The sequence below is a fragment of the Halomonas sp. OfavH-34-E genome (assembly GCF_024124525.1).
GTDB lineage: Bacteria > Pseudomonadota > Gammaproteobacteria > Pseudomonadales > Halomonadaceae > Halomonas > Halomonas litopenaei.
On sequence record NZ_JAMXRY010000005.1, the window covers coordinates 1 to 19,365 of the forward strand.

15 protein-coding genes and 2 tRNA genes are annotated in these 19,365 nt (G+C 65.2%); 13 read left to right on the plus strand and 4 right to left on the minus strand.

Going from position 1 to position 19,365, the window contains the following annotated elements:
- Positions 1-193: 193 nt before the first annotated feature.
- Both NH448_RS03375 and NH448_RS03380 read right to left on the minus strand, forming a co-directional pair.
- Positions 194-3,265: an efflux RND transporter permease subunit gene (locus NH448_RS03375; protein ID WP_253028418.1), complete on the minus strand. Its 3,072-nt coding sequence runs from the start codon at positions 3,263-3,265 to the stop codon at positions 194-196.
- 3 nt (positions 3,266-3,268) lie between these two features.
- The gene (locus tag NH448_RS03380; protein ID WP_045991992.1) at positions 3,269-4,390 is read right to left on the minus strand and encodes an efflux RND transporter periplasmic adaptor subunit; all 1,122 of its coding nucleotides are present in this window, start codon (positions 4,388-4,390) and stop codon (positions 3,269-3,271) included.
- A 229-nt stretch (positions 4,391-4,619) separates the two neighbouring features.
- On the opposite strand from NH448_RS03380, the gene NH448_RS03385 reads away from it, so the two are divergent.
- The 7 genes from NH448_RS03385 (at position 4,620) to nadA (ending at position 11,374) form a co-directional block, all read left to right on the plus strand.
- Positions 4,620-6,461 carry a DEAD/DEAH box helicase gene (locus tag NH448_RS03385; RefSeq protein ID WP_045991993.1) on the plus strand — a complete coding sequence of 614 codons (1,842 nt, stop codon included), beginning with the start codon at positions 4,620-4,622 and terminating at the stop codon, positions 6,459-6,461.
- A 271-nt stretch (positions 6,462-6,732) separates the two neighbouring features.
- Positions 6,733-7,785 (plus strand): ScpA family protein, encoded by a 1,053-nt coding sequence (locus NH448_RS03390; protein WP_045991994.1) that lies wholly within the window; start codon positions 6,733-6,735, stop codon positions 7,783-7,785.
- Entirely contained in the window at positions 7,782-8,744 is a 963-nt protein-coding gene (scpB, locus tag NH448_RS03395) for an SMC-Scp complex subunit ScpB (RefSeq protein ID WP_045991995.1), read from the plus strand. Before NH448_RS03390 ends, scpB begins: the two co-directional genes overlap by 4 nt.
- Positions 8,741-9,610, plus strand: a complete 870-nt coding sequence (gene rluB, locus NH448_RS03400) for a 23S rRNA pseudouridine(2605) synthase RluB (protein WP_045991996.1) — start codon at positions 8,741-8,743, stop codon at positions 9,608-9,610. Before scpB ends, rluB begins: the two co-directional genes overlap by 4 nt.
- Positions 9,611-9,679: 69 nt before the next feature.
- Positions 9,680-9,755 (plus strand) — tRNA-Lys (locus tag NH448_RS03405).
- Between the two features lie 41 nt (positions 9,756-9,796).
- Positions 9,797-9,872 (plus strand) — tRNA-Lys (locus NH448_RS03410).
- Between the two features lie 473 nt (positions 9,873-10,345).
- A complete protein-coding gene (gene nadA, locus NH448_RS03415) occupies positions 10,346-11,374 on the plus strand; it encodes a quinolinate synthase NadA (RefSeq protein WP_045992009.1) in 1,029 nt (342 codons plus the stop codon).
- 205 nt (positions 11,375-11,579) lie between these two features.
- On the opposite strand, the gene NH448_RS03420 is transcribed toward nadA, so the two are convergent.
- Positions 11,580-13,142 carry a M48 family metalloprotease gene (locus NH448_RS03420; protein ID WP_239452522.1) on the minus strand — a complete coding sequence of 521 codons (1,563 nt, stop codon included), beginning with the start codon at positions 13,140-13,142 and terminating at the stop codon, positions 11,580-11,582.
- Positions 13,143-13,289: 147 nt separating this feature from the next.
- Between NH448_RS03420 and NH448_RS03425 the strand changes: the two genes are divergently transcribed.
- On the plus strand, positions 13,290-13,532 hold the full coding sequence (locus NH448_RS03425; protein WP_045991997.1) for a sulfurtransferase TusA family protein: 243 nt from the start codon (positions 13,290-13,292) through the stop codon (positions 13,530-13,532).
- Positions 13,529-14,650 (plus strand): AI-2E family transporter, encoded by a 1,122-nt coding sequence (locus NH448_RS03430; protein ID WP_045991998.1) that lies wholly within the window; start codon positions 13,529-13,531, stop codon positions 14,648-14,650. Before NH448_RS03425 ends, NH448_RS03430 begins: the two co-directional genes overlap by 4 nt.
- 94 nt (positions 14,651-14,744) lie before the next feature.
- Here the strand turns inward: NH448_RS03430 and NH448_RS03435 are convergent, their stop codons facing one another.
- On the minus strand, positions 14,745-15,221 hold the full coding sequence (locus tag NH448_RS03435; protein WP_045991999.1) for a peroxiredoxin: 477 nt from the start codon (positions 15,219-15,221) through the stop codon (positions 14,745-14,747).
- 213 nt (positions 15,222-15,434) lie between these two features.
- Here NH448_RS03435 and dapA point away from each other — a divergent pair, with 213 nt between their 5' ends.
- From dapA to purC, 4 genes are read left to right on the plus strand one after another with little or no spacing between them, the layout of a single operon-like run.
- The gene (gene dapA / locus NH448_RS03440) at positions 15,435-16,319 is read left to right on the plus strand and encodes a 4-hydroxy-tetrahydrodipicolinate synthase (RefSeq protein WP_045992000.1); all 885 of its coding nucleotides are present in this window, start codon (positions 15,435-15,437) and stop codon (positions 16,317-16,319) included.
- 60 nt (positions 16,320-16,379) lie between these two features.
- A complete protein-coding gene (locus NH448_RS03445; RefSeq protein ID WP_045992001.1) occupies positions 16,380-17,345 on the plus strand; it encodes an outer membrane protein assembly factor BamC in 966 nt (321 codons plus the stop codon).
- The gene (locus NH448_RS03450) at positions 17,345-18,142 is read left to right on the plus strand and encodes an MBL fold metallo-hydrolase (RefSeq protein ID WP_045992002.1); all 798 of its coding nucleotides are present in this window, start codon (positions 17,345-17,347) and stop codon (positions 18,140-18,142) included. Before NH448_RS03445 ends, NH448_RS03450 begins: the two co-directional genes overlap by 1 nt.
- A gap of 56 nt (positions 18,143-18,198) precedes the next feature.
- Complete coding sequence (gene purC, locus NH448_RS03455) at positions 18,199-18,912, plus strand: phosphoribosylaminoimidazolesuccinocarboxamide synthase (RefSeq protein WP_045992003.1); 714 nt, start codon at positions 18,199-18,201, stop codon at positions 18,910-18,912.
- Positions 18,913-19,365 lie beyond the last annotated feature (453 nt).

The window sequence follows — 19,365 nt, forward strand, 5'->3', positions numbered from 1 at the left end:
CTTGGCCATGGAGGCCGAACTGCAGCGCAACCTGCTGGCCGGGCGCGAGCAGCGAGAAGCGACCCGGGCACGCCTGGACGGGCGCCCACCGCGCTTCGATTGAGCGCCGGCGGCCTATGCCGCAAGCCAACGACAAGGCCCTCGCGGGTATCGCCCGCGAGGGCCTTGTCTTGCAGTCACCTTCCGATAGGGGTCAGGTTCCGGTAGGCCCCTCGACTGGCGACGGAGGATGGATACGGAACAGGGTGGCGTAGATCACCGGCAGGATTACCAGGGTCAGCAGGGTGGCCGCACCCAGACCGAACACGATGACCACCGCCATGGAGGCGAAGAAGGCGTCGCCGAACAGCGGGATCATGCCCAGCATGGTGGTGATCGCCGCCATGGATACCGGCCGTACCCGACTGATGGCGGCGGCCATCACCGCATCGAAGGGCGCCTCGTACAGAGGCATCTGGATCTTGATCTCCTCGACCAGCACGATGGCGTTCTTGAGCACCATGCCGACCAGGCTCAGGGTGCCGAGCAGCGCCATGAAGGTGAAGGGGGCGTTGAAGGTCAGAAGACCGCCGACGATACCGATCACGGTCAAGGGCACGATGGCCCAGATCGCCAGCGACTGGCGCAGGTTGCCGAACAGCAGCATGGTCAGGATGAACATGCCGAGGATGCCTAGCGGCAACAGCTTGAACAGCGCCTTCTTGGCGTCACGCGAGGTCTCGTCCTCGCCGCCCCAGCCCAGGTGGTAGCCCTCGGGGAGATCGATGGCCTCGATCTGGGGCTTGAGCCGCGCAAGGATGTTGGCCGCCGTCTCGCCGGACAGCGGTAGCGGCTCGGCGTAGACCGCCAGCATGCGCTGACGGTCGCGACGCTTGATCAGCGGATCATGCAGCTGGGTCTCGAGCGGCCCCAGCACACTGCCGGCGCTGATGTAGGTCTGCTGCTCGGCGCTCCAGACGTTGAGGCTGGCGATGTCGTTGAGGCCGTAGCGCTCTTGCCGTTCATCGCGCAGCACGATGGGGATCAGGTCGGAGCCCTCGCGGTAGACGCCGGCCATCTGGCCGTCGTTGTGGATCAGCAACGCCTGGTGCAGCGCCTGGCGGGTGACGCCGACGCGCCGCGCCTGCTGCTCGAGAAACTCGGGCGTCAGCTCCTCGACCCGATTTCCCCAGGACAGGCGGATACTGTCGACGAAGGGATCGGCGCGGAACACCTCGCTGACCTCGGTGGCGAGGTTGCGCAGGGTATCCGGGTCCGGGCCGTAGAGGCGTGCCTCCAGGCTGGCCTTGGCCGAAGGGCCGACCTGCAGCGCCTGGACCTTGTACTGGACCTCGGGGTAGTCATCGCGCAGCAGGGTGATGATCTCGGCCATGCGCCTGGCCCGGCTGTCGAGATCCTCGGTCTCGACAATCAGCTGGCTGTAGCTCGGATAGCGGTCCTCGGGCGAGTAGGTCAGGGTGAAGCGCTGGGCGCCGCCGCCGATCACGCTGGTCACGTGGGTGACCTGGTCCATCGTCGCCACCTGGGCCTCCAGGCGCGAGGCCACCCGCTCGCTCTCGAGAATGTCGGTGCCCTCAGGCATCCACACATCGACGAAGAACAGCGGTGTGGTGGAATCCGGGAAGAAGGCGTTCTTGATGTTGGAGGACAGCGCGAAGGCGCCGACCAGCAGGCCCACGCAGACCGCGATGGTCAGCCAGCGAAAGCGAATGCCCTTGTCGACCAGCCAGCCGAACAGCTGGAAGATCACTCCCTTGTAGGGATCCTCGTGACTGTCGCCGTCGCCTATCTCACGATCCTTGAAGAAGATGTCGAAGAAGAAGGGGGTCAGGGTCAGGGCGGTGATCCAGCTCAACAGCAGCGAATAGAACAGCACCCAGAACAGCGAGCCCACCAGTTCGCCGGTGGCGTCCGGCGACAGGCCGATGGGGGCGAAGGCGGTGATGGCGATGGCGGTGGCGCCGAGCAGCGGCAGCCAGTTCTGGCCGGCCACCTCCTTGGCCGCCTCGAGCTTGCTCTTGCCCTTGCCAAGGCCGATCAGCATGCCCTCGGTGACCACGATGGCGTTGTCCACCAGCATGCCCAGGGCAATGATCAGGGCCCCCAACGAGACCTTCTGCAACTGCAGGCCGTGGGCGGCCATCAGCATCAGCGTGCCGAGGATGGTGATCGACAGGATCAGCCCCATCAGAAGGCCGGAGCGCAGGCCCATGAACACCAGCAGCACCACGATGACGATGCCCACCGACTCCATCAGGTTGATGACGAAGCCGGACACCGCCTCCTTGACCACCTGGGGCTGGTGGTAGACCGGGGTCAGCTGCATGCCCAGCGGCAGGCGGGATTCCAGTTCGGCCAGGCGGGCGTCCACCGCCTCGCCGACCTTGACCACGTTGACCCCGGACACGAACGACAGGCCAAGCGAGATCGCCGGCTTGCCGTCGGCATGGTAGAGCTGACCGGGACGGTCGGTGAGCGCGCGCGTCACCGTGGCGATGTCGCCCAGGTGCACCGGGTTGGCGCCGGGGCGACCGACGATCAGGTCCTCCAGCGCCTCGACGCTTCTGAATTCACCGCTGGGCTGCAGCGAGATGATCTTGCCGTGTCGACGCACGCTGCCGGCGTCGGCTACCGCGTTCTGGGCGTTGAGCAGGCCGATCAGTGCATCCGGGGGAATGTTCAGAGCCTGCATGCGCTCGCGGTTGAGCGAGATGGTCACCTGCTCCGGGCGATCGCCGGCGATCACCACCTTCTTGACGCCCTCGATCAGGCGCAGTTCGCGCTGCAGGAAGTCGGCCTGATTCTTCAGGTCGTAAAGGCTGTAGTCATCGCCGGACAGGTTGAACAGCAGACCGTAGACGTCGCTGAAGTCGTCCACCACCAGCGACTCCGAGGTGCCGGGGGGCAGGCCCGCCTGGGCGTCGCCGATCTTGCGCCGAAGCAGGTCCCAGTACTGGGGCAGGGCAGTGCCCTGGACGTCGGTGTCGAGCTCCACGGTGATCTGGGAGAGCCCGGCGCTGTTCACCGAGCTGACCCGCTTGAGGTTGGGGATCTCCTGGATCGCCTTTTCCAGGCGCAGTGTCACCTCTTCTTCGACCTGCTGCGGGTTGGCGCCGGGGTAGGCGGTGCTGACCAGCGCCATGCGGATGGTGAAGTCGGGAAACTCCAGCTGCCCCAGGCCCAGAAAGGAGACGATACCGCCCACCGACAACAGGATCGTGACCATCCAGCTGATGGTCTTGTTGCGCAGAAAATAGCCGACCATGACCTAGAGCCCCTCTTCCTGGGTCCAGGCGGTGACGCGAAGACCTTGGCGCATCAGATGGGCGCCGGCGCCGACCAGTCGGTCGCCGGCCGCCAGATCGCCGGCGATGAAGATGCCGTCGTCGCTGGCGGTGCGGACCTGTACCGGTACCGCTTCCACCTTGCCCGAGGCTTCGTCGTCGGCGATATAGCGCCACACCACCGTGGCCTCGGGGTCGTCCTCCAGCGTGACCACGGTGCCCAGCGGCACCCGCCACAGGCCGTCGCTTTCGCCGGTCAGGGCGTTGAGGTCCATCGATACCACGGCGCTCATGCCGGCCAGCACGTAGACGTCGTCCGGCGTCGGCAGGGTCAGGGTGACGGTGTAGCTGAGGGTGCCGCTGGAGGCGCGGGTATCGTGCTCCTTGTAGCGCGCGGGGAAACGACGCTCGTCATCGCCGAAGCGCACCCAGGCGACGCTGTCGGCCTTCTCGAGGGCGGCACGCACGCGTTCCAGATCGAGCTGGCGGATCTGCTGTTCGGGCAGGTCGAAGGTCACGTCGATATTGCCGGGCTGCTGCAGCACCGCGATGGTCTGCTGGGGGGCCACCACCTGGAAATTGTCCACCGGCACGCTGGCGATGACGCCGTCGAAGGGCGCCTTGAGCTCGGTGTAGCCGAGCTGGTCCTTGGCCAGGTCGAACTGGGCCTGGGCCGACAGGAAGGCCGCCCGGGCTTCATCGAAGGCGGCGCGGCTGATGGCACCTTTTTCCAGCGATATCTGCATGCGGCGGTAGGTCGCCAGCGCCAGGTCGTAGCTTGACTGGGCGTTGGACAAGGCGTTGCGGGCGTCGCGGTCGTCGAGCAGGGCGATACGCTCGCCACTGGTGACCGCCTGGCCGGCCTGGATGTTCAGCTCCTTGAGTTCCCCGCCGATGCGAAAGGCCAGGTCGGTGCGTTCGGAGGCCTCGACCACACCGGGGTAGCGAGTCAGGGAGCGATTGCCCATCTCGTCCAGGGTGAGCAGCTTGACCGGGCGGGTGACCTGCTTGGCCAGGGGCGGATCTCCCTCGGAGCAGCCCTGCAGCAGGGGCAGACCGGCAAAGACGAGCAGGGAGGCCATCTGACAGAGTTGGCGAAGCGACATGGCTGAGTCCTTGAAGACGGAGCCGCTTGACGTGCGGCGTGACTCGCCGAGGCCGGTGCCCCAGGGCTACCCGGAGGGTGGGGGAGGGGCAGGCCCTGTTGTGGAGCATCGAGCGCTTGGCGTAGAGTGCGTCGGTTCGACGCGCAGGCGCCTATGCTACTGGCGCCGAGTGCACGCTGATGTGCCCTGGATCAATATTTGCCGAACCCTGCAGAGTAAAGGCGTCGTCATGCCCCAGACCGAGTCCCGGCTCCCGCCATCGTCGCCTCCCGCCTCCGTCAGGCCAGAGCTGCGGCCCTATCAGCGTGATGCGGTGAAACGCGTCATTGGTCACTTTCGTCAGTCCGATGAGCCCGCGGTGGTGGTGTTGCCCACCGGCAGCGGCAAGTCGCTGGTCATCGCCGAACTGGCCCGCCTGGCCCGAGGGCGGGTTCTGGTGCTGGCCCACGTGCGTGAGCTGGTCGAGCAGAATCATGCCAAGTACCTGGCCTACGGCCTCGAGGCGGACATCTTCAGCGCCGGACTCGGGCGCAAGGAGAGCGCCCGCCAGGTGGTGTTCGGCTCGGTGCAGTCGGTGGTCCGCCACCTGGACGCGGTAAGCGACGATCAGAACGCCCACGGCCCCTTCACCCTGCTGGTGATCGACGAGTGCCACCGGGTATCGCTGGACGCGGACTCCTCCTATCGGCGGGTCATCGACCATCTGCGTTCTCGCAATCCCTCGCTCAAGGTACTGGGTTTGACCGCGACCCCCTATCGGCTGGGCCAGGGCTTCATCTACCACCGCCACCACCACGGCATGGTGCGCGGTGACGCGGACAGCTTCTTTGGCGACTGCGTGTTCGAGCAGCCGCTGCGGCTGATGGTGCGCCAGGGCTACCTGGCAAGCCCGCTCAAGGTTGATGCGGCGGTGGCCCGCTACGACTTCTCACAACTGGCGCCGGGAACCGGCGGGCTATATCGCGAGGAAGAGCTCAATCGCGTGGTGGCCGGGCACCGGGCCACGCCGGGCATCATCGCCGAGGTGGTCGAGCGGGCGCGGCAGCGCGAGGGGGTCATGCTGTTTGCGGCAAGCGTGGCCCACGCCGAGGAGATCCTCGGCTATCTCCCGGCACAAGCCTCGGCACTGATCACTGGCGATACCGACAGTGACGAGCGCACCCGGCTGATCGAGGACTTCAAGGCGAAACGGCTCAAGTACCTGGTCAACGTCTCGGTGCTGACCACCGGCTTCGATGCGCCCCATGTGGACCTGATCGCGATCCTCAGGCCCACCGAGTCCGTCGGCCTGTACCAGCAGATCGTCGGGCGAGGGCTCAGGCTCTCGCCCGGCAAGCGCGACTGTCTGATCCTCGACTACGCCGGCAATCCCTGGGACCTGTATGCGCCGGAGGTGGGCAGTCCGCGGCCGGACAGCGACAGCGAGCCGGTGCAGGTGCCCTGTCCGCTGTGTGGCCACGCCAACCTGTTCTGGGGCAAGCGCGACGGCGAGCTGGTGATCGAACACTTCGGCCGTCGCTGCCAGGGCCTGGTCGACGCCGAAGGCAGGGCGCTGGCCGCCGCCGAGCCAGGGGCGCGCCAGTGCGACTTTCGTTTTCGCTTCAAGACCTGCGGTGACTGCGGCGCCGAGAACGATATCGCCGCCCGACGCTGCCATGGGTGCCAGACGCTGCTGGTGGACGCCGATGACAAGCTGCGCGAGGCCTTGAAGCTCAAGGACGCCAGGGTGCTGCGGGTCAGCGGCATGCTGCTCGAGCCCACCGTCAATGGGCGGGGGCTGCCGCGGCTCAAGGTCACTTACCATGATGAGGATGGCGCCACCCTGGCCGAGTGGTTCGCGCTGGAGACGCCCGCCCAGCGGCGGGCCTTCGAGGCAGTGTTTCTGCGTGATCACGCCCGGGCGCCCGGTGTGCCCTGGTCGCCGACGTCACCCGATCAGGTATGTCGCGAGCAGCAAAGACTCAGGGTCCCGGATTTCGTGGTCGGGCGCAAGGTGGGGCGTCACTGGCAGGTGCGTGAAAAGCTGTTCGACTATCGCGGCCGCTATCGCACCGCCGACAGCGCCGACTGAAGCGCCGCCTGAAGTGCCGCCTGAAGTGCCGACTGAAGTGCCGACTGAAGTGCCGACCGGGCCTCGCTGATTTAGCCAGATCGCGCGGAGCTTGGTAGACTGGGGGATTGGTGGCGCCTCGGTCCAAGCGGCCGCATCCTCCCTTGTTCATCGTAACCACTACCATGGCAACCCAGGTCCCCCACGCGTGAGCGACTCGCCGACGACACAACAACCCCAGGGTGGGACTGACGAGGAAGGTGCAGCGACTCGGCCTGACGCCGAGGGCGATTTGCAGGCCCAGGCCGGTGCTGCCCCTCACGCCGAGGTCGAAGCCCACGCCCAGGTGCTGGGACGCCTGTTCGATGAGCCGATCACCGAGCTGCCCGAGGATCTGTACATTCCCCCGGAGGCGCTCAGGGTCTTTCTCGAGACCTTCGAGGGACCGCTTGACCTGCTGCTCTATCTGATTCGCCGGCAGAATCTGGATATCCTGTCGATCAACGTGGCCGCCATTACCCACCAGTATATCGAGTACGTGGAACTGATGAAGGCCATGGAAATCGAACTGGCCGGCGAGTACCTGCTGATGGCGGCGATGCTGGCCGAGATCAAGTCGCGCACCCTGCTGCCGCGCCCGCCCAGGAGCGAAGACGGTGACGAGGACGAAGACCCCCGCGCCGAGCTGATTCGCCGCCTGCAGGAGTACGAGCGGCTCAAGCTCGCCGCCGAGGCCCTGGCGGAGTTGCCCCGGGTTGGACGTGACTGGTTTCCCGCCCGGGCGGCGCTGCCCCCGGTGGAGGCCCGGGTCATCCACCCGGACGTCGAACTCGATGAACTGCTTGGCGCACTGGCCGGCATTCTGCGCCGGGCCGAACTCAACCAGGCCCACCAGATCGAAAGTGAAGTGCTGTCGACCCGGGAGCGCATGCTGGCGATCATGGAGCGCCTGACTCACGAGCACTACACCCCCTTCGAGGCGTTGTTCTCGCTTGATGAGGGCAGGGCCGGGGTGGTGGTGACCTTCATGGCGATCCTGGAGCTGGCCAAGGAGGCGATGATCGAAATCGTCCAGAATGCGCCGATGTCACCGATCCACGTCAGGGCGCGGTTGGCCGAGGACGGCGACGAAGATCCGTACGAAGGGCTCGAGGACGAGGGCGAGAGCGCCTTCGACGACGAAACCTTCGGTGATGCCTTGGATGATGCCTTGGATGATAGTGCCGCTGAGGACAGCGCTATAGACGACGAGGCGGGCGACGACAGCGCCTTCGATGATGCCGGTGAACCGGATGGGCGTATCGGTCAGTCGGTTGACAAGACACAGGGAGATGAGCCCGCATGAGCGTGATGGAGACGCCCGATGCGTTGGACGACATCGTAGAGGCGGCGCTGCTGGCCGCCGGCCAACCGCTGGCGCTGGACCGCCTCGAACAGCTGTTCGATGAACACGAGCGCCCGCCGCGACGGGCGCTCAAGGAAGCGCTGGAGCGATTGTCCGAGCGTCACCTCAGAGGCGCCATGGAGCTGATCGAGACCGCCTCCGGGTACCAGCTGCGCATTCGCCCGCGGCTGGCCAACTGGGTCGCCCGGTTGTGGGACGAACGCCCCCAGCGCTATTCCCGGGCGCTGCTGGAGACGCTGGCGCTGATCGCCTATCGTCAGCCGGTGACCCGGGGCGATATCGAGGAGGTCCGCGGGGTCACGGTGAGCGGCTCGATCATGCGCACCCTGCTCGATCGTGGCTGGATTCGCGTGGTCGGTCACCGCGACGTGCCGGGACGGCCGGCGGTGTTCGCCACCACCCGTGGCTTTCTGGACGATTTCGGTCTCAAGACCCTCGACGAACTTCCACCGATGCACGAGCTCAAGCAGTTCGAGCAGTTCGACACCGAGGACGAGCCACCGCCTCCGCCCTCGGCGCTGCTGGCCCAGGCCGACGAGCCGCTGGACGACGATGGTGAGACCGCCGAGGGTGAAACTGCCGAGGGTGAACCCGCTGAAGATGGAAGCGCTGAAGTTGGCAGCGAAAGAGGCGAGACCGAGGAAGGCGAGGCTGTATCGCCCGATAAGGATGAAGTGACGGCTTCCCGCGAGGAAGCCGAGACGACGGCGGGCCAAGCGCCCGACGTCAATGAACCGACGGCCGGGACGGCCGACGACAAGCACGCCGGGATGGCGTCCGAACGGGCTCGCCTGAGCTTTGCCGATCTGGAAGCCAGGCTGTCCGAACGCGCCCGGGGCCGCGTCGATGATGACGCTGCCTCGGGGGTGGAACCCACAGAGAGTGAGAACGACGAATGACGACCACCAGCGAAAAACTGCAGAAGGTGCTGGCGCGTGCCGGCCTGGGATCCCGCCGGGAGATGGAGGCCGCCATCGCCGATGGCCGGGTCAAGGTCAACGGCAGCGTGGCGACCCTGGGCGACCGAGTGGAGGCCCGTGACCGGGTCAGTTTCGATGACCGACCGATCACCCTGCGCGCCGCCGACGAGGTGCCAAGGCGGGTGATCATGTACAACAAGCCCGAGGGCGAGCTGTGCACGCGCAAGGATCCAGAGGGGCGGCGTACGGTATTCGACCGCCTGCCGCGCCTCAAGGGCGAGCGCTGGATCGCGATTGGCCGCCTGGACATCAACACCAGCGGGCTGTTGCTGTTCACCACCGACGGCGAGCTGGCCAATCGGCTGATGCATCCTTCCACCGAGATCGAGCGCGAATACGCGGTGCGAGTCATGGGGGAGGTCAAACGTGAGCACGTGGTGGCCATGGTCGAAGGCGTGATGCTCGAGGATGGCCCGGCACGCTTCAGCGACGTCCAGGAGTTCGGTGGCGAGGGCATCAACACCTGGTTCCACGTGGTCATCATGGAAGGCCGTAACCGCGAGGTCAGGCGTCTGTGGGAGTCCCAGGGGCTGACAGTCAGTCGCCTCAAGCGGGTCCGCTACGGCAACATCTTCCTCGACAAGCGGGCCAAGGCCGGCGAGTGGACCGAGCTTTCCCAGGACGAGGTCGACGACCTGGCCGGACTGGCGGGACTCGAATCGCGCAAGGTGCCTGAGTTGACGCCGGACGAGAAGAATCGCTGGAGCCGCGACAAGAACAAGCGTCGCCCGGTGCACACGATGAAGCGTGGCGGCAAGCCGGATCGCGGCGACAAGAAGCGCTAAAGATACGGTAATCGAAAAAAACACTTGCGTCGAAAGGGGCATATCCGTAATATCTGCACCCGTTCGGAAGGGTCGTTAGCTCAGTTGGTAGAGCAGTTGGCTTTTAACCAATTGGTCGTAGGTTCGAATCCTACACGACCCACCATCCGAACCTGTGCATGGTCAGGACGATGTCCTGTCATGATCGGGTCGTTAGCTCAGTTGGTAGAGCAGTTGGCTTTTAACCAATTGGTCGTAGGTTCGAATCCTACACGACCCACCAGATTCACGGCCCTCGCTGCTTGCAGCGGGGGCCGTTTTTCGTTTGCGCAGTCTGTGGCTGGAGTCGCCGCCGCAGCCACGACGGCGCTGTCAGTCTGAACAGGCCGTTCCTCAAGCGACGCGAGTACGCCGCGCCGAGCCGATGCCATCGTGTCGACAGGGAATCGAGAACAGGTATGCCGCAGGCGCAATCTTGCGCCGATGCCATGCGTGGAGACTCGGCATAACCGTCCGCCTGCGTTAAACTGTCAAGTGACTCGCCGCTGCGATAGACGCATGGGCGAGGGAGAGAACCACCGGCAGCGGGTCTGGAGCAGCAGTGACGCCTTTCCAGCGCCGCATCAGGAGTCGCCGCTGGCGCTATCGGCGCCGGGCTCCACGCTCGAGGGTTCTCCTGGCGTGTCGCCGAACGGAGCGTTCGCGGCACTGTCCCATCAGCAGGGGGATCCCCTGTCGATCACAGTGGTAGACACGATGACGATCATGACTTCTCGCGCCGAGATCAGAGAGCATCTCGCGCGCCCGTACTGCCCTACCCGTATTCCCTCGGAAGACGCTGCGCGCGTCGAAGAGATCAAGCGCCTGCTCAAGGCTCACAATGCCGTACTGGTGGCGCACTACTACACCGATGACGCTATCCAGCAGCTGGCCGAAGAGACCGGCGGCTGTGTCGCCGATTCGCTGGAGATGGCGCGCTTCGGTGCACGCCACGAGGCCGATACGCTGGTGGTCGCCGGCGTGCGCTTCATGGGCGAGACCGCCAAGATCCTGTCACCGGAAAAGCGCGTGCTGATGCCGACCCTGGAGGCCACCTGCTCGCTGGACGTGGGTTGCCCGGAGGACGAGTTCGCGGCCTTCTGCGACGCCCATCCGGATCGCACCGTGGTGGTCTATGCCAATACCTCGGCGGCGGTCAAGGCGCGTGCCGACTGGGTCGTTACCTCCTCCATCGCGGTGGACGTCATCGAGCACCTCAAGGCCAGGGGCGAGAAGATCCTGTGGGCCCCGGACAAGCACCTGGGCGGCTACATCCAGAAGCAGACCGGCGCCGACATGCTGCTGTGGGACGGCGCCTGCATCGTCCACGAGGAGTTCAAGGCCAAGGGGGTCGAGGACCTCAAGTCGGTCTATCCGGACGCCGCCGTACTGGTGCACCCGGAGTCGCCCGAAGCGGTGGTCAGTCTGGCCGACGTCGCCGGTTCCACCTCCCAGTTGATCAAGGCGGCCAAGGAGCTGCCCAACGAGCAGCTGATCGTCGCCACCGATCGCGGCATCTTCTTTAAGATGCAGCAGGCGGTGCCCGACAAGACCCTGTTCGAGGCCCCGACGGCGGGCAATGGCGCGACCTGTCGAAGCTGCGCCCACTGCCCGTGGATGGCGATGAATGCCCTGGACAATCTGGCCGCCGCGCTGCGAGAGGGCAGCGGTGAAATCCAGGTCAGCGACGCCCTGCGGACCCAGGCGCTGAAGCCGCTGACGCGTATGCTGGAGTTTCAGGCCTGAGGCCAGCCGTTACTTTTTTCTGGTGACACCCCGCGCCCACGCCCACGAGCCCACGCCCACGAGAGAGTCTCGTGGGCGCTTTTGTTCATGGGCCGAGTCGTCTGTGGGCTGGCGGGCCTGAGCGCTGCGTCGCCCGAGCACTGTGTCGCCTGAGCACGGTGTCGTCGCCGCGTCCGTCGCTGTCGGGTTCAGCGGAGCTTCCTGCTCAGCGGAATTTCTCCATGGTCCGGCGGTAGTCGAGGAAGGCGTCTCGACGACGCTGAATGCTTGACCTGGCGTTGAGGTCGCCTTCGCGCTCGGCCATCGCCTCGGCGACCTCCAGCTGGCGAATGGCGCGATCGATCTCACCGGTCAGCTGCAGTTGCTCGGCTCTGGCCAGATGGCCCCAGGCTTCGCGGCCACTGCGCCCGGCGGCTTCCGCCAGCAGCCCGAACACGGTGGGGTCCTCGGGACGGCGCTGGGCCAGTTCGTGGAGTTCCCGGTAGGCCGCGTCGGGGTCGCGCTGCAAGAGCGCCTCGCCCAGCAGCTGGCTGGTCGGTGGGTAGCCTGGCATCAGGCGCAACTGACGCCGGGCACGCTCGATGGCCTCGTCGACGCGCCCGCCTTCCAGCGCCACCTGGACGGCGCTGGCGGGCAGCAGGGCGGTATCCGGGTGGGCCCGTGCCAGGCCGTCGAGCGTATTCAGTGCCGAGCCGGTCTGGCCGGCCCGGGCGTCGATCAGCGCCTGCAGATAGCGCTGGGCGTCCGCCGGCGCCTGGTCCTGGCGCATCACCGTCATCGCCTGGCCGGGCGCACGCTCGTGGATCGCCAGCAGTGCCCGGGCACGGATGAACTGGTACTGCAGTTCATCCGGTGCCGAGCCCGTCACCCGGGTCTGGTTGACCCTGGCCTGGGTGTCACTGATGCGTGATTCGGTGATCGGGTGGGTCAGCAGGAATTCCGGCGGAGTGCCGCCCTGGAGGCTCATCAGGCGTTGCATGGAGCGAAACATGTCGACCATCGCCTGGGGCTCGTAGCCTGCGCTGGCCATGGCCTGCAGGCCGATGCGGTCGGCCTCTTCCTCGTAGCGACGCGAGTAGCGAAGCTGGTCCTGGATCATCGCCGCCTGGCTGCCGGCCAGGGCCGCGATGCCGGCGTCACCGGCGCCGCTGGCGGCCAGGATCAGGCCCGCCAGCATGGTGGCCATGGCAGGCACCTGGGTCTGCTCGGCGCGTGCCTTGCTACGGGCGTAGTGGCGCTGTGACAGGTGGCCCAGCTCGTGGGCCAGTACCGAGGCCACCTCGGCCTCCTGGTCGGCGAAGGCGAACAGGCCGGTGTTGACGCCGACCACGCCGCCGGGGACGGCGAAGGCGTTCAGGGTCTTGTTGTCGACCAGGGTGATGGTGGTGTTGATGCCTCCCAGGTCGCTGTAGGGCACCAGGCGGCCGACCAGCGTCTCCACATAGTGCTGGGCCAATGGGTCGCGCCATTCCGGCACGTGGGCGCGAAACTGGCGTAGCCAGGCACGTCCAAGGCGGGTTTCCTCGCCGCTGATGGCGTTGCTGCCGGTGGACATCAGCGAGGGCAGGTTCAGCTCCCTCGGCTGATCGAGCAGGGTGCCTTGGTCCAGATACTGGGCCTGGACTGTGGTGGCGTTCAGGCTCAACGCAAGCGTCGACGCCAGGGCTAGGCCCGGCATCGGGCGCCAGCGGCCACGATGCCAAGGCGATGCCTGACGGCGTGCCCGCGCGGGGCGAGCGGTGACGGCAAACAGCGTGCGCTTGGGCATCGAAATCCTCGTCGATAGCGTTGGAGGGGGTTGCCTTGGGACATTGATTCAGCCGGAAAAGTGCCTTTAAATCGCAAGGGCTCGCCCCTCGGGGCAACGGCGCTGCGATGTGCAGCGATCCGATATCGCATTCTCTCGGGAGAGATCATGGCAGTGCAACCTGACGATGTGCTAGATGCGTGCGGACTTCCGTGTCCGCTGCCGCTGCTCAAGGCGAAGCAGGCGCTGTCGCGCCTGTCGCCTGGGCAGGTGCTGGAGGTCAGGGCCACCGACGCCGGTTCCTGGCGAGACTTTGAAAGCTTTGCCGAGCACAGCGCCCACGTGCTGGAAGGGCGTGAAGAACGCGACAAGGTCTATGTCTACTGGTTGCGCAAGGCGGGTGATGCATGAGTCTGCGTAGCGTATTTCGTGGCTGGGTCGATCACTACTTCTCCGATGAAGAGGCGGTGCTGCTGCTGGTGTTGCTGGTGGTGGGGCTGGCGGTGGTGATCTGGCTTGGCCAGATGCTGGCGCCCTTTCTCACCGCGCTGGTGGTGGCCTTTCTGCTGCAGGGCGCGGTCAACGCCCTGACGCGACGCAAGGTGCCACACCTGGTGGCGGTCATGACGGTCTTTCTGGCCTTTGTCGGGGTGCTGCTGGCGTTGGCGCTGATCCTGCTGCCGTTGATCTGGAACCAGCTCGCCAGCCTGATCCAGGAAGCGCCGCGGATGTTTGCTGCCGGCCAGCAGATGCTGGACGACCTGCAGATGAGCTACCCCCAGCTGATCACTCCGGACCTGGTCCAGGACTGGATCGCCGTGCTCAGCCGCGAGGCGACCCAATTGAGCCAGCGTGCGCTGACGCTGTCGCTGGCGTCGCTCGGCAATGTGCTGGGACTGCTCATCTACCTGGTACTGGTGCCGATCCTGGTGCTGTTCATGCTCAAGGACCGTGACCGTCTGGTGGGCTTTACCGTGTCGCTTTTGCCGGCCAAGCGTGACCTGATGACCCGGGTGTGGAAGGAGATGGACTGCCAGATCGCCAACTATGTGCGCGGCAAGGCCACCGAGATCGTCATCGTCGGTAGTGTGACCTTCTTCACCTTCGCCTTCTTTGGCCTTCCCTATTCGGCGCTGCTGGCGGTACTGGTGGGTTTTTCGGTGCTGGTGCCCTACATCGGCGCCGCGGTGGCGACACTGCCGGTGGCGGCGGTGGCGGGCTTTCACTTCGGACTGGGCGACCAGTTTCTCTATGTGATCGTCGCCTACGGCGTGATCCAGGCGCTGGACGGCAACGTGCTGGTGCCGGTGCTGTTCTCCGAGGCGGTCAATCTGCACCCGGTGTCGATCATCCTGGCGGTGCTGTTCTTCGGCGGCGTCTGGGGCTTCTGGGGGGTGTTCTTCGCGATCCCGCTGGCGACCCTGTTGAAGGCGCTGGTCTATGCCTGGCCTCGCGGGATCAAGGAGCGCAGCATGGCAAGGTTGCCGCCCCACTCTGACGCAGGTACAGGGACCGGCACCGACGGCTGAGCCCTGCTCTCTAGGCGAAACACAATGCCCGGCCAATGGCCGGGCATTCGTTCTTTGCCGGGGAGGACGAGGCTTGCATCCGTGGGCCGGCGTGTCAGGACTGGGCGTGCAGTTCGCGGGCGGCTTCCAGCACTTCTTCCACGTGGCCCTTGACCTTGACCTTGCGCCACTCCCTGGCCAGGCGACCTTCGCTGTCGATCAGGAAGGTGCTGCGCTCGATACCCAGGTGCTCCTTGCCGTAGAGCTTCTTGAGCTTGATGACGTCGAACAGGCCACACACGGCTTCGTCCTTGTCTGATATCAGCTCGAAATTGAAGCCCTGCTTGGCCTTGAAGTTTTCCTGGGCACGGATGCCGTCACGGGAGACGCCGATGACCACGGTGTTGGCGCCGTCGAAGTCTGCCTTGTGGTCACGAAAGTCGCCGCCCTCGGTGGTACAGCCGGGGGTGCTGGCCTTGGGGTAGAAGTAGATCACCACCTGGCGACCGCGCAGTTGCGACAGGGTGATGGTGTTGTCGCCGGTGGCGCTGGCGCTGAAGTCGGGGACCGGCTCGCCGATGGACACTGTCATGGTGGCTCCAGAATCGCAAAAATAGGCGTCCGATTACACGCAATGACGCTCTTCATGTAAAGACGCGGCTGTACAGGATATGGCCGCCTGAGTACCATTTGTGCTCTGGTCACGACCACGCTTCCCCGGGTCGCGACCCCCTTGGCCACATTCGTTCACCCCGACCGCCATCGTCAGGGTCGCGGGAGGGCAGACAACAGAGGAACAACGAGGATGATCACGGGCAGTATTGTCGCCTTGGCGACACCGATGAAGGCCAACGGCGATATCGACTGGGAAGTGTTGCGCAAACTGGTGAATTTCCACCTCGACAATGGCACAGACGCCATCGTGGCGGCGGGTACCACCGGTGAGCCCACCACCATGACCTTCGCCGAGCACTTCGACGTGATTCGCAGCGTGGTCGAAGAGGTCAATGGCCGCATTCCCGTCATCGCCGGCACCGGCTCCAACAACACCACCGAGGCGGTGGAGCTGACCCGCTACGCCAAGGAAGTGGGGGCCGACTACTGCCTGACCGTGGCGCCTTACTACAACAAGCCGACCCAGGAAGGTTTGTATCAGCATTTCAAGGTGATCGCCGAGACCAGTGATCTGCCGGTGATCCTGTACAACGTGCCGGGACGCACCTGTTCGGACATCTACAACGAGACCGTGCTGCGTCTGGCCGAGGTCGACAACATCATCGGCCTCAAGGATGCCACCGGCAACCTGGAGCGCGCCGAGGACCTGATCGAACGTCTCAAGGGCAGCGACTTCATGCTCTACTCCGGCGATGACGCCACCGCCTGCGACTTCATGCTGATGGGCGGTCATGGCGATATCTCGGTGACCGCCAATGTGGCGCCGAAGGCCATGCACGAGTTGTGCGCCGCCGCCGTGGCCGGTGAAAGCGACAAGGCTCACCAGATCAACACCCGGCTTCTGCCCCTGCATACCAACCTGGGCATCGAGGCCAATCCTATCCCCGTCAAGTGGGCGCTCAACCGCATGGGTATCATCGAGCCCGGCATCCGCCTGCCGTTGACCTGGCTGAGCGAGAAGTATCACTCCACCATCAGCGAAGCCCTGCAGCTGGCAGGACTGATCGAGGACTGACGCCTGAACCGTGCCTCCGGTCGTGATGTCGTGGACCCAATTTTCAATCAAGGTGGATGCATGAATTCTGCGCTTAAAGGACTGCCGCTGGCGATGATCGCGGCCCTGACCCTGGCCGGCTGTGCCAAGGACGGTCACTATCACGATCGCAACGAGGATTACGCGGGCGCCCGTCAGGCGGCTCCGCTGACCCTCCCCGGCAGCCGCGACCAGAGCCGCTATCGCGATATCATGCCGGTGCCTCAGGCTCGCGGGGACTTCTACGCCCGCGAGGGAGACTTCGCCGCGCCCTTGCCCCAGACGCTGTCTGCCAGCACCGCGGTGGCCGCCGGTGACGTGGCGGTGCGCGAGACCGACGCCGATCGCTGGCTGGTGGTAGGGGCCGCGCCCGCGGTGGTGTGGCCGGAGCTCGAGCGCTTCGTCGAACAGCGCGGGCTGGAGATCACCCGCAGCGACAGCGCCAGCGGTGTCATCGAGACCTCCGACGCCAGCCTGGTACTGCGCCAGGGCCTCAGGTCGGGCACCAGTGAGGTGCGCTGTGATACCGCGGGCCAGCTCAACCGGCTGTGCCTGAACTCTCTGCAGCGTCACTTTGAAGCGCGTAGCGCCTCGGCCAGCATCGCCTCGGCGTCGGCCCAGCAGACCCCCGAAGCCGACAGCGTTCGCTTCGAGCCCCGCGGCGATGACTGGGTGATGGTGATGCCCTTCGACATCGAGCGGGCCTACGCCGAGCTCGCCTTCCAGCTCGAGAACAACTTCGAGATGGAAGATCGTCGCGAGCTGGTCTCCGTGGATGAAAGCGGCAAGCGCTTCGTGATCGACTACATCACCGAGAGCGAGCGTACCCGTGGCTTCATCGACTCCTTGACCTCGATGGATCTGCTTGAGTCGATGCAACGCATCGAGCTCAGGTTGTCGCCCCAGGGCCAGGAAACCCTGATGGAGGCACGTAGCGCCGACGACGAGCCGCTTTCCGGCGATGACCAGCGTGAGCTGCTGCAGCGCATGGAGGGCTTGCTGCGCTGATGAGCGTCGGGCATGCCAATGGTTCCCGGGGAGGCTTGCGTTTCGCCTCCCTGGGCAGCGGAAGCAAGGGCAACGCCACCCTGGTCAGCGACGGCGAGTCGATGTTGCTGGTGGACTGCGGTTTCGGTCTCAAGGAGGCAGAACGCCGGCTGGCGCGGCTGGGTGTCCATCCGCGTCAGCTCGATGCCTTGCTGGTCACCCACGAGCATGGCGACCATGTGCGTGGCATCGGCCCCCTAGCCCGTCGCTATGACCTGCCGGTACATCTGACCCCGGGCACCTGGCTATCCGGCAAGCTCGGCCGACTGCCCAGGACCCACTGGATCACCCCTCAGTCGCGTTTTGCCATCAAGGGACTCGACGTCGACGCCATCACGGTGCCCCACGACGCCCGAGAGCCGGTGCAGTTTCGTATCGCCGCAGGTGACAGGAAGCTGGGGCTGCTGACCGACCTGGGCCACCCCAGCGAACACGTGCGCCAGGCCTTCCGTGGCTGCGATGCCCTCGTGCTCGAGTGCAATCATGACGTGCGCATGCTGGCTGAAGGCCCCTATCCGCCCAGTCTCAAGCGCCGTGTCGGCGGACGTTGGGGGCACCTGGCCAATGGCCAGGCTGCGGCGCTGTTGACCGAACTGGGGCTGGATCGGCTGCAGCGTATCGTCTGCTCCCACCTGTCGGAGCATAATAACCGCCCCGAACTCGCTCTGGAGGCATTGACGCCTCTGCTGGATGGCGACGAGACCCGCCTGACCGTGGCTGCCCAGGATGACGGCCTGGATTGGCAAGCGATTCACTGATTCAGGACCCTGGTCCTGCTTGAACCCCTTTTTTTGATTTGCCTGTGGAGGCACCCATGGAAAAGCGCGAAGAACTCTATGCCGGCAAGGCCAAGTCGGTCTATGCCACCGATGACCCGGATCGTCTGATCCTGCACTTTCGTGACGACACCAGCGCCTTCGACGGACGCCGCATGGAGTCGCTCGAGCGCAAGGGTATGGTCAACAACCGCTTCAATGCCTTCATCATGGCCAAGCTGGAAGAGGCCGGCATCCCCACCCACGTGGAAGAGCTGCTGTCGCCCACCGAGTGCGTGGTCAAGAAGCTCGACATGATTCCGGTGGAGTGCGTGGTGCGCAACATCGCCGCCGGTAGTCTGGTCAAGCGTCTCGGCGTCAAGGAAGGCGAGCCGCTGACACCGCCGACCTTCGAGCTGTTTCTGAAAAACGACGAGCTCCACGACCCCATGGTCAACGAGTCCCTGGCCGAAAGCTTCGGTTGGGCCAGCGCCGAGCAGTTGGCCGAGATGAAGGCGCTGACCTTCAAGGTCAACGAGGTGCTCAAGCAGCTGTTCGCCGACGGCGGCATGCTGCTGGTGGACTACAAGCTCGAGTTCGGCGTATTCCACGGCAAGATCGTGCTGGGTGATGAATTCTCACCGGACGGCTGCCGTCTGTGGGACGCCAAGACCCGCGAAAAGCTCGACAAGGATCGCTTCCGCCAGGGGCTGGGCAGCGTCATCGAGTCCTACGAGGAAGTCGGCCGTCGTATCGGCATCGATTTCAGCTGACAGCCGCTTGCCGGCACTGGTCTGCGCTGACTGCCGCAAGGGCATGATGCAACGACGGTGGTGCAAGTGGTGATAACGCCGAAAGCATGTAGAGGATCGCCCGGGCCTGGCCCGGGCGATCTGCTTTCCGCTGCCCACGTCTGTACCAATGGCTGGGCTCCCACGAGTGAATGAAGTTCCTGGCGCTACGCTGATGTTGGGTACTGGGAAGTGTCGACTCGGATAGGTGTGCGGCAACGTTATTCGCATTCCCGCAAGTCCTGAAACCCCCTGTGCCTGGTGTGGCTGCGTCTAACCGCAGTACAACACCTTCCTTTGCACTGAGCTGTCGGGAAAATTCCTGTTCATTTGACCATCGCTCGTCAGTTTTTGATGGCAACTGGCTATGGCTGGGGGGAAAGATGAATCTCATCAGTGCCCGTACAGCTTCTGAAACGGACCGTTAGTTTTTGT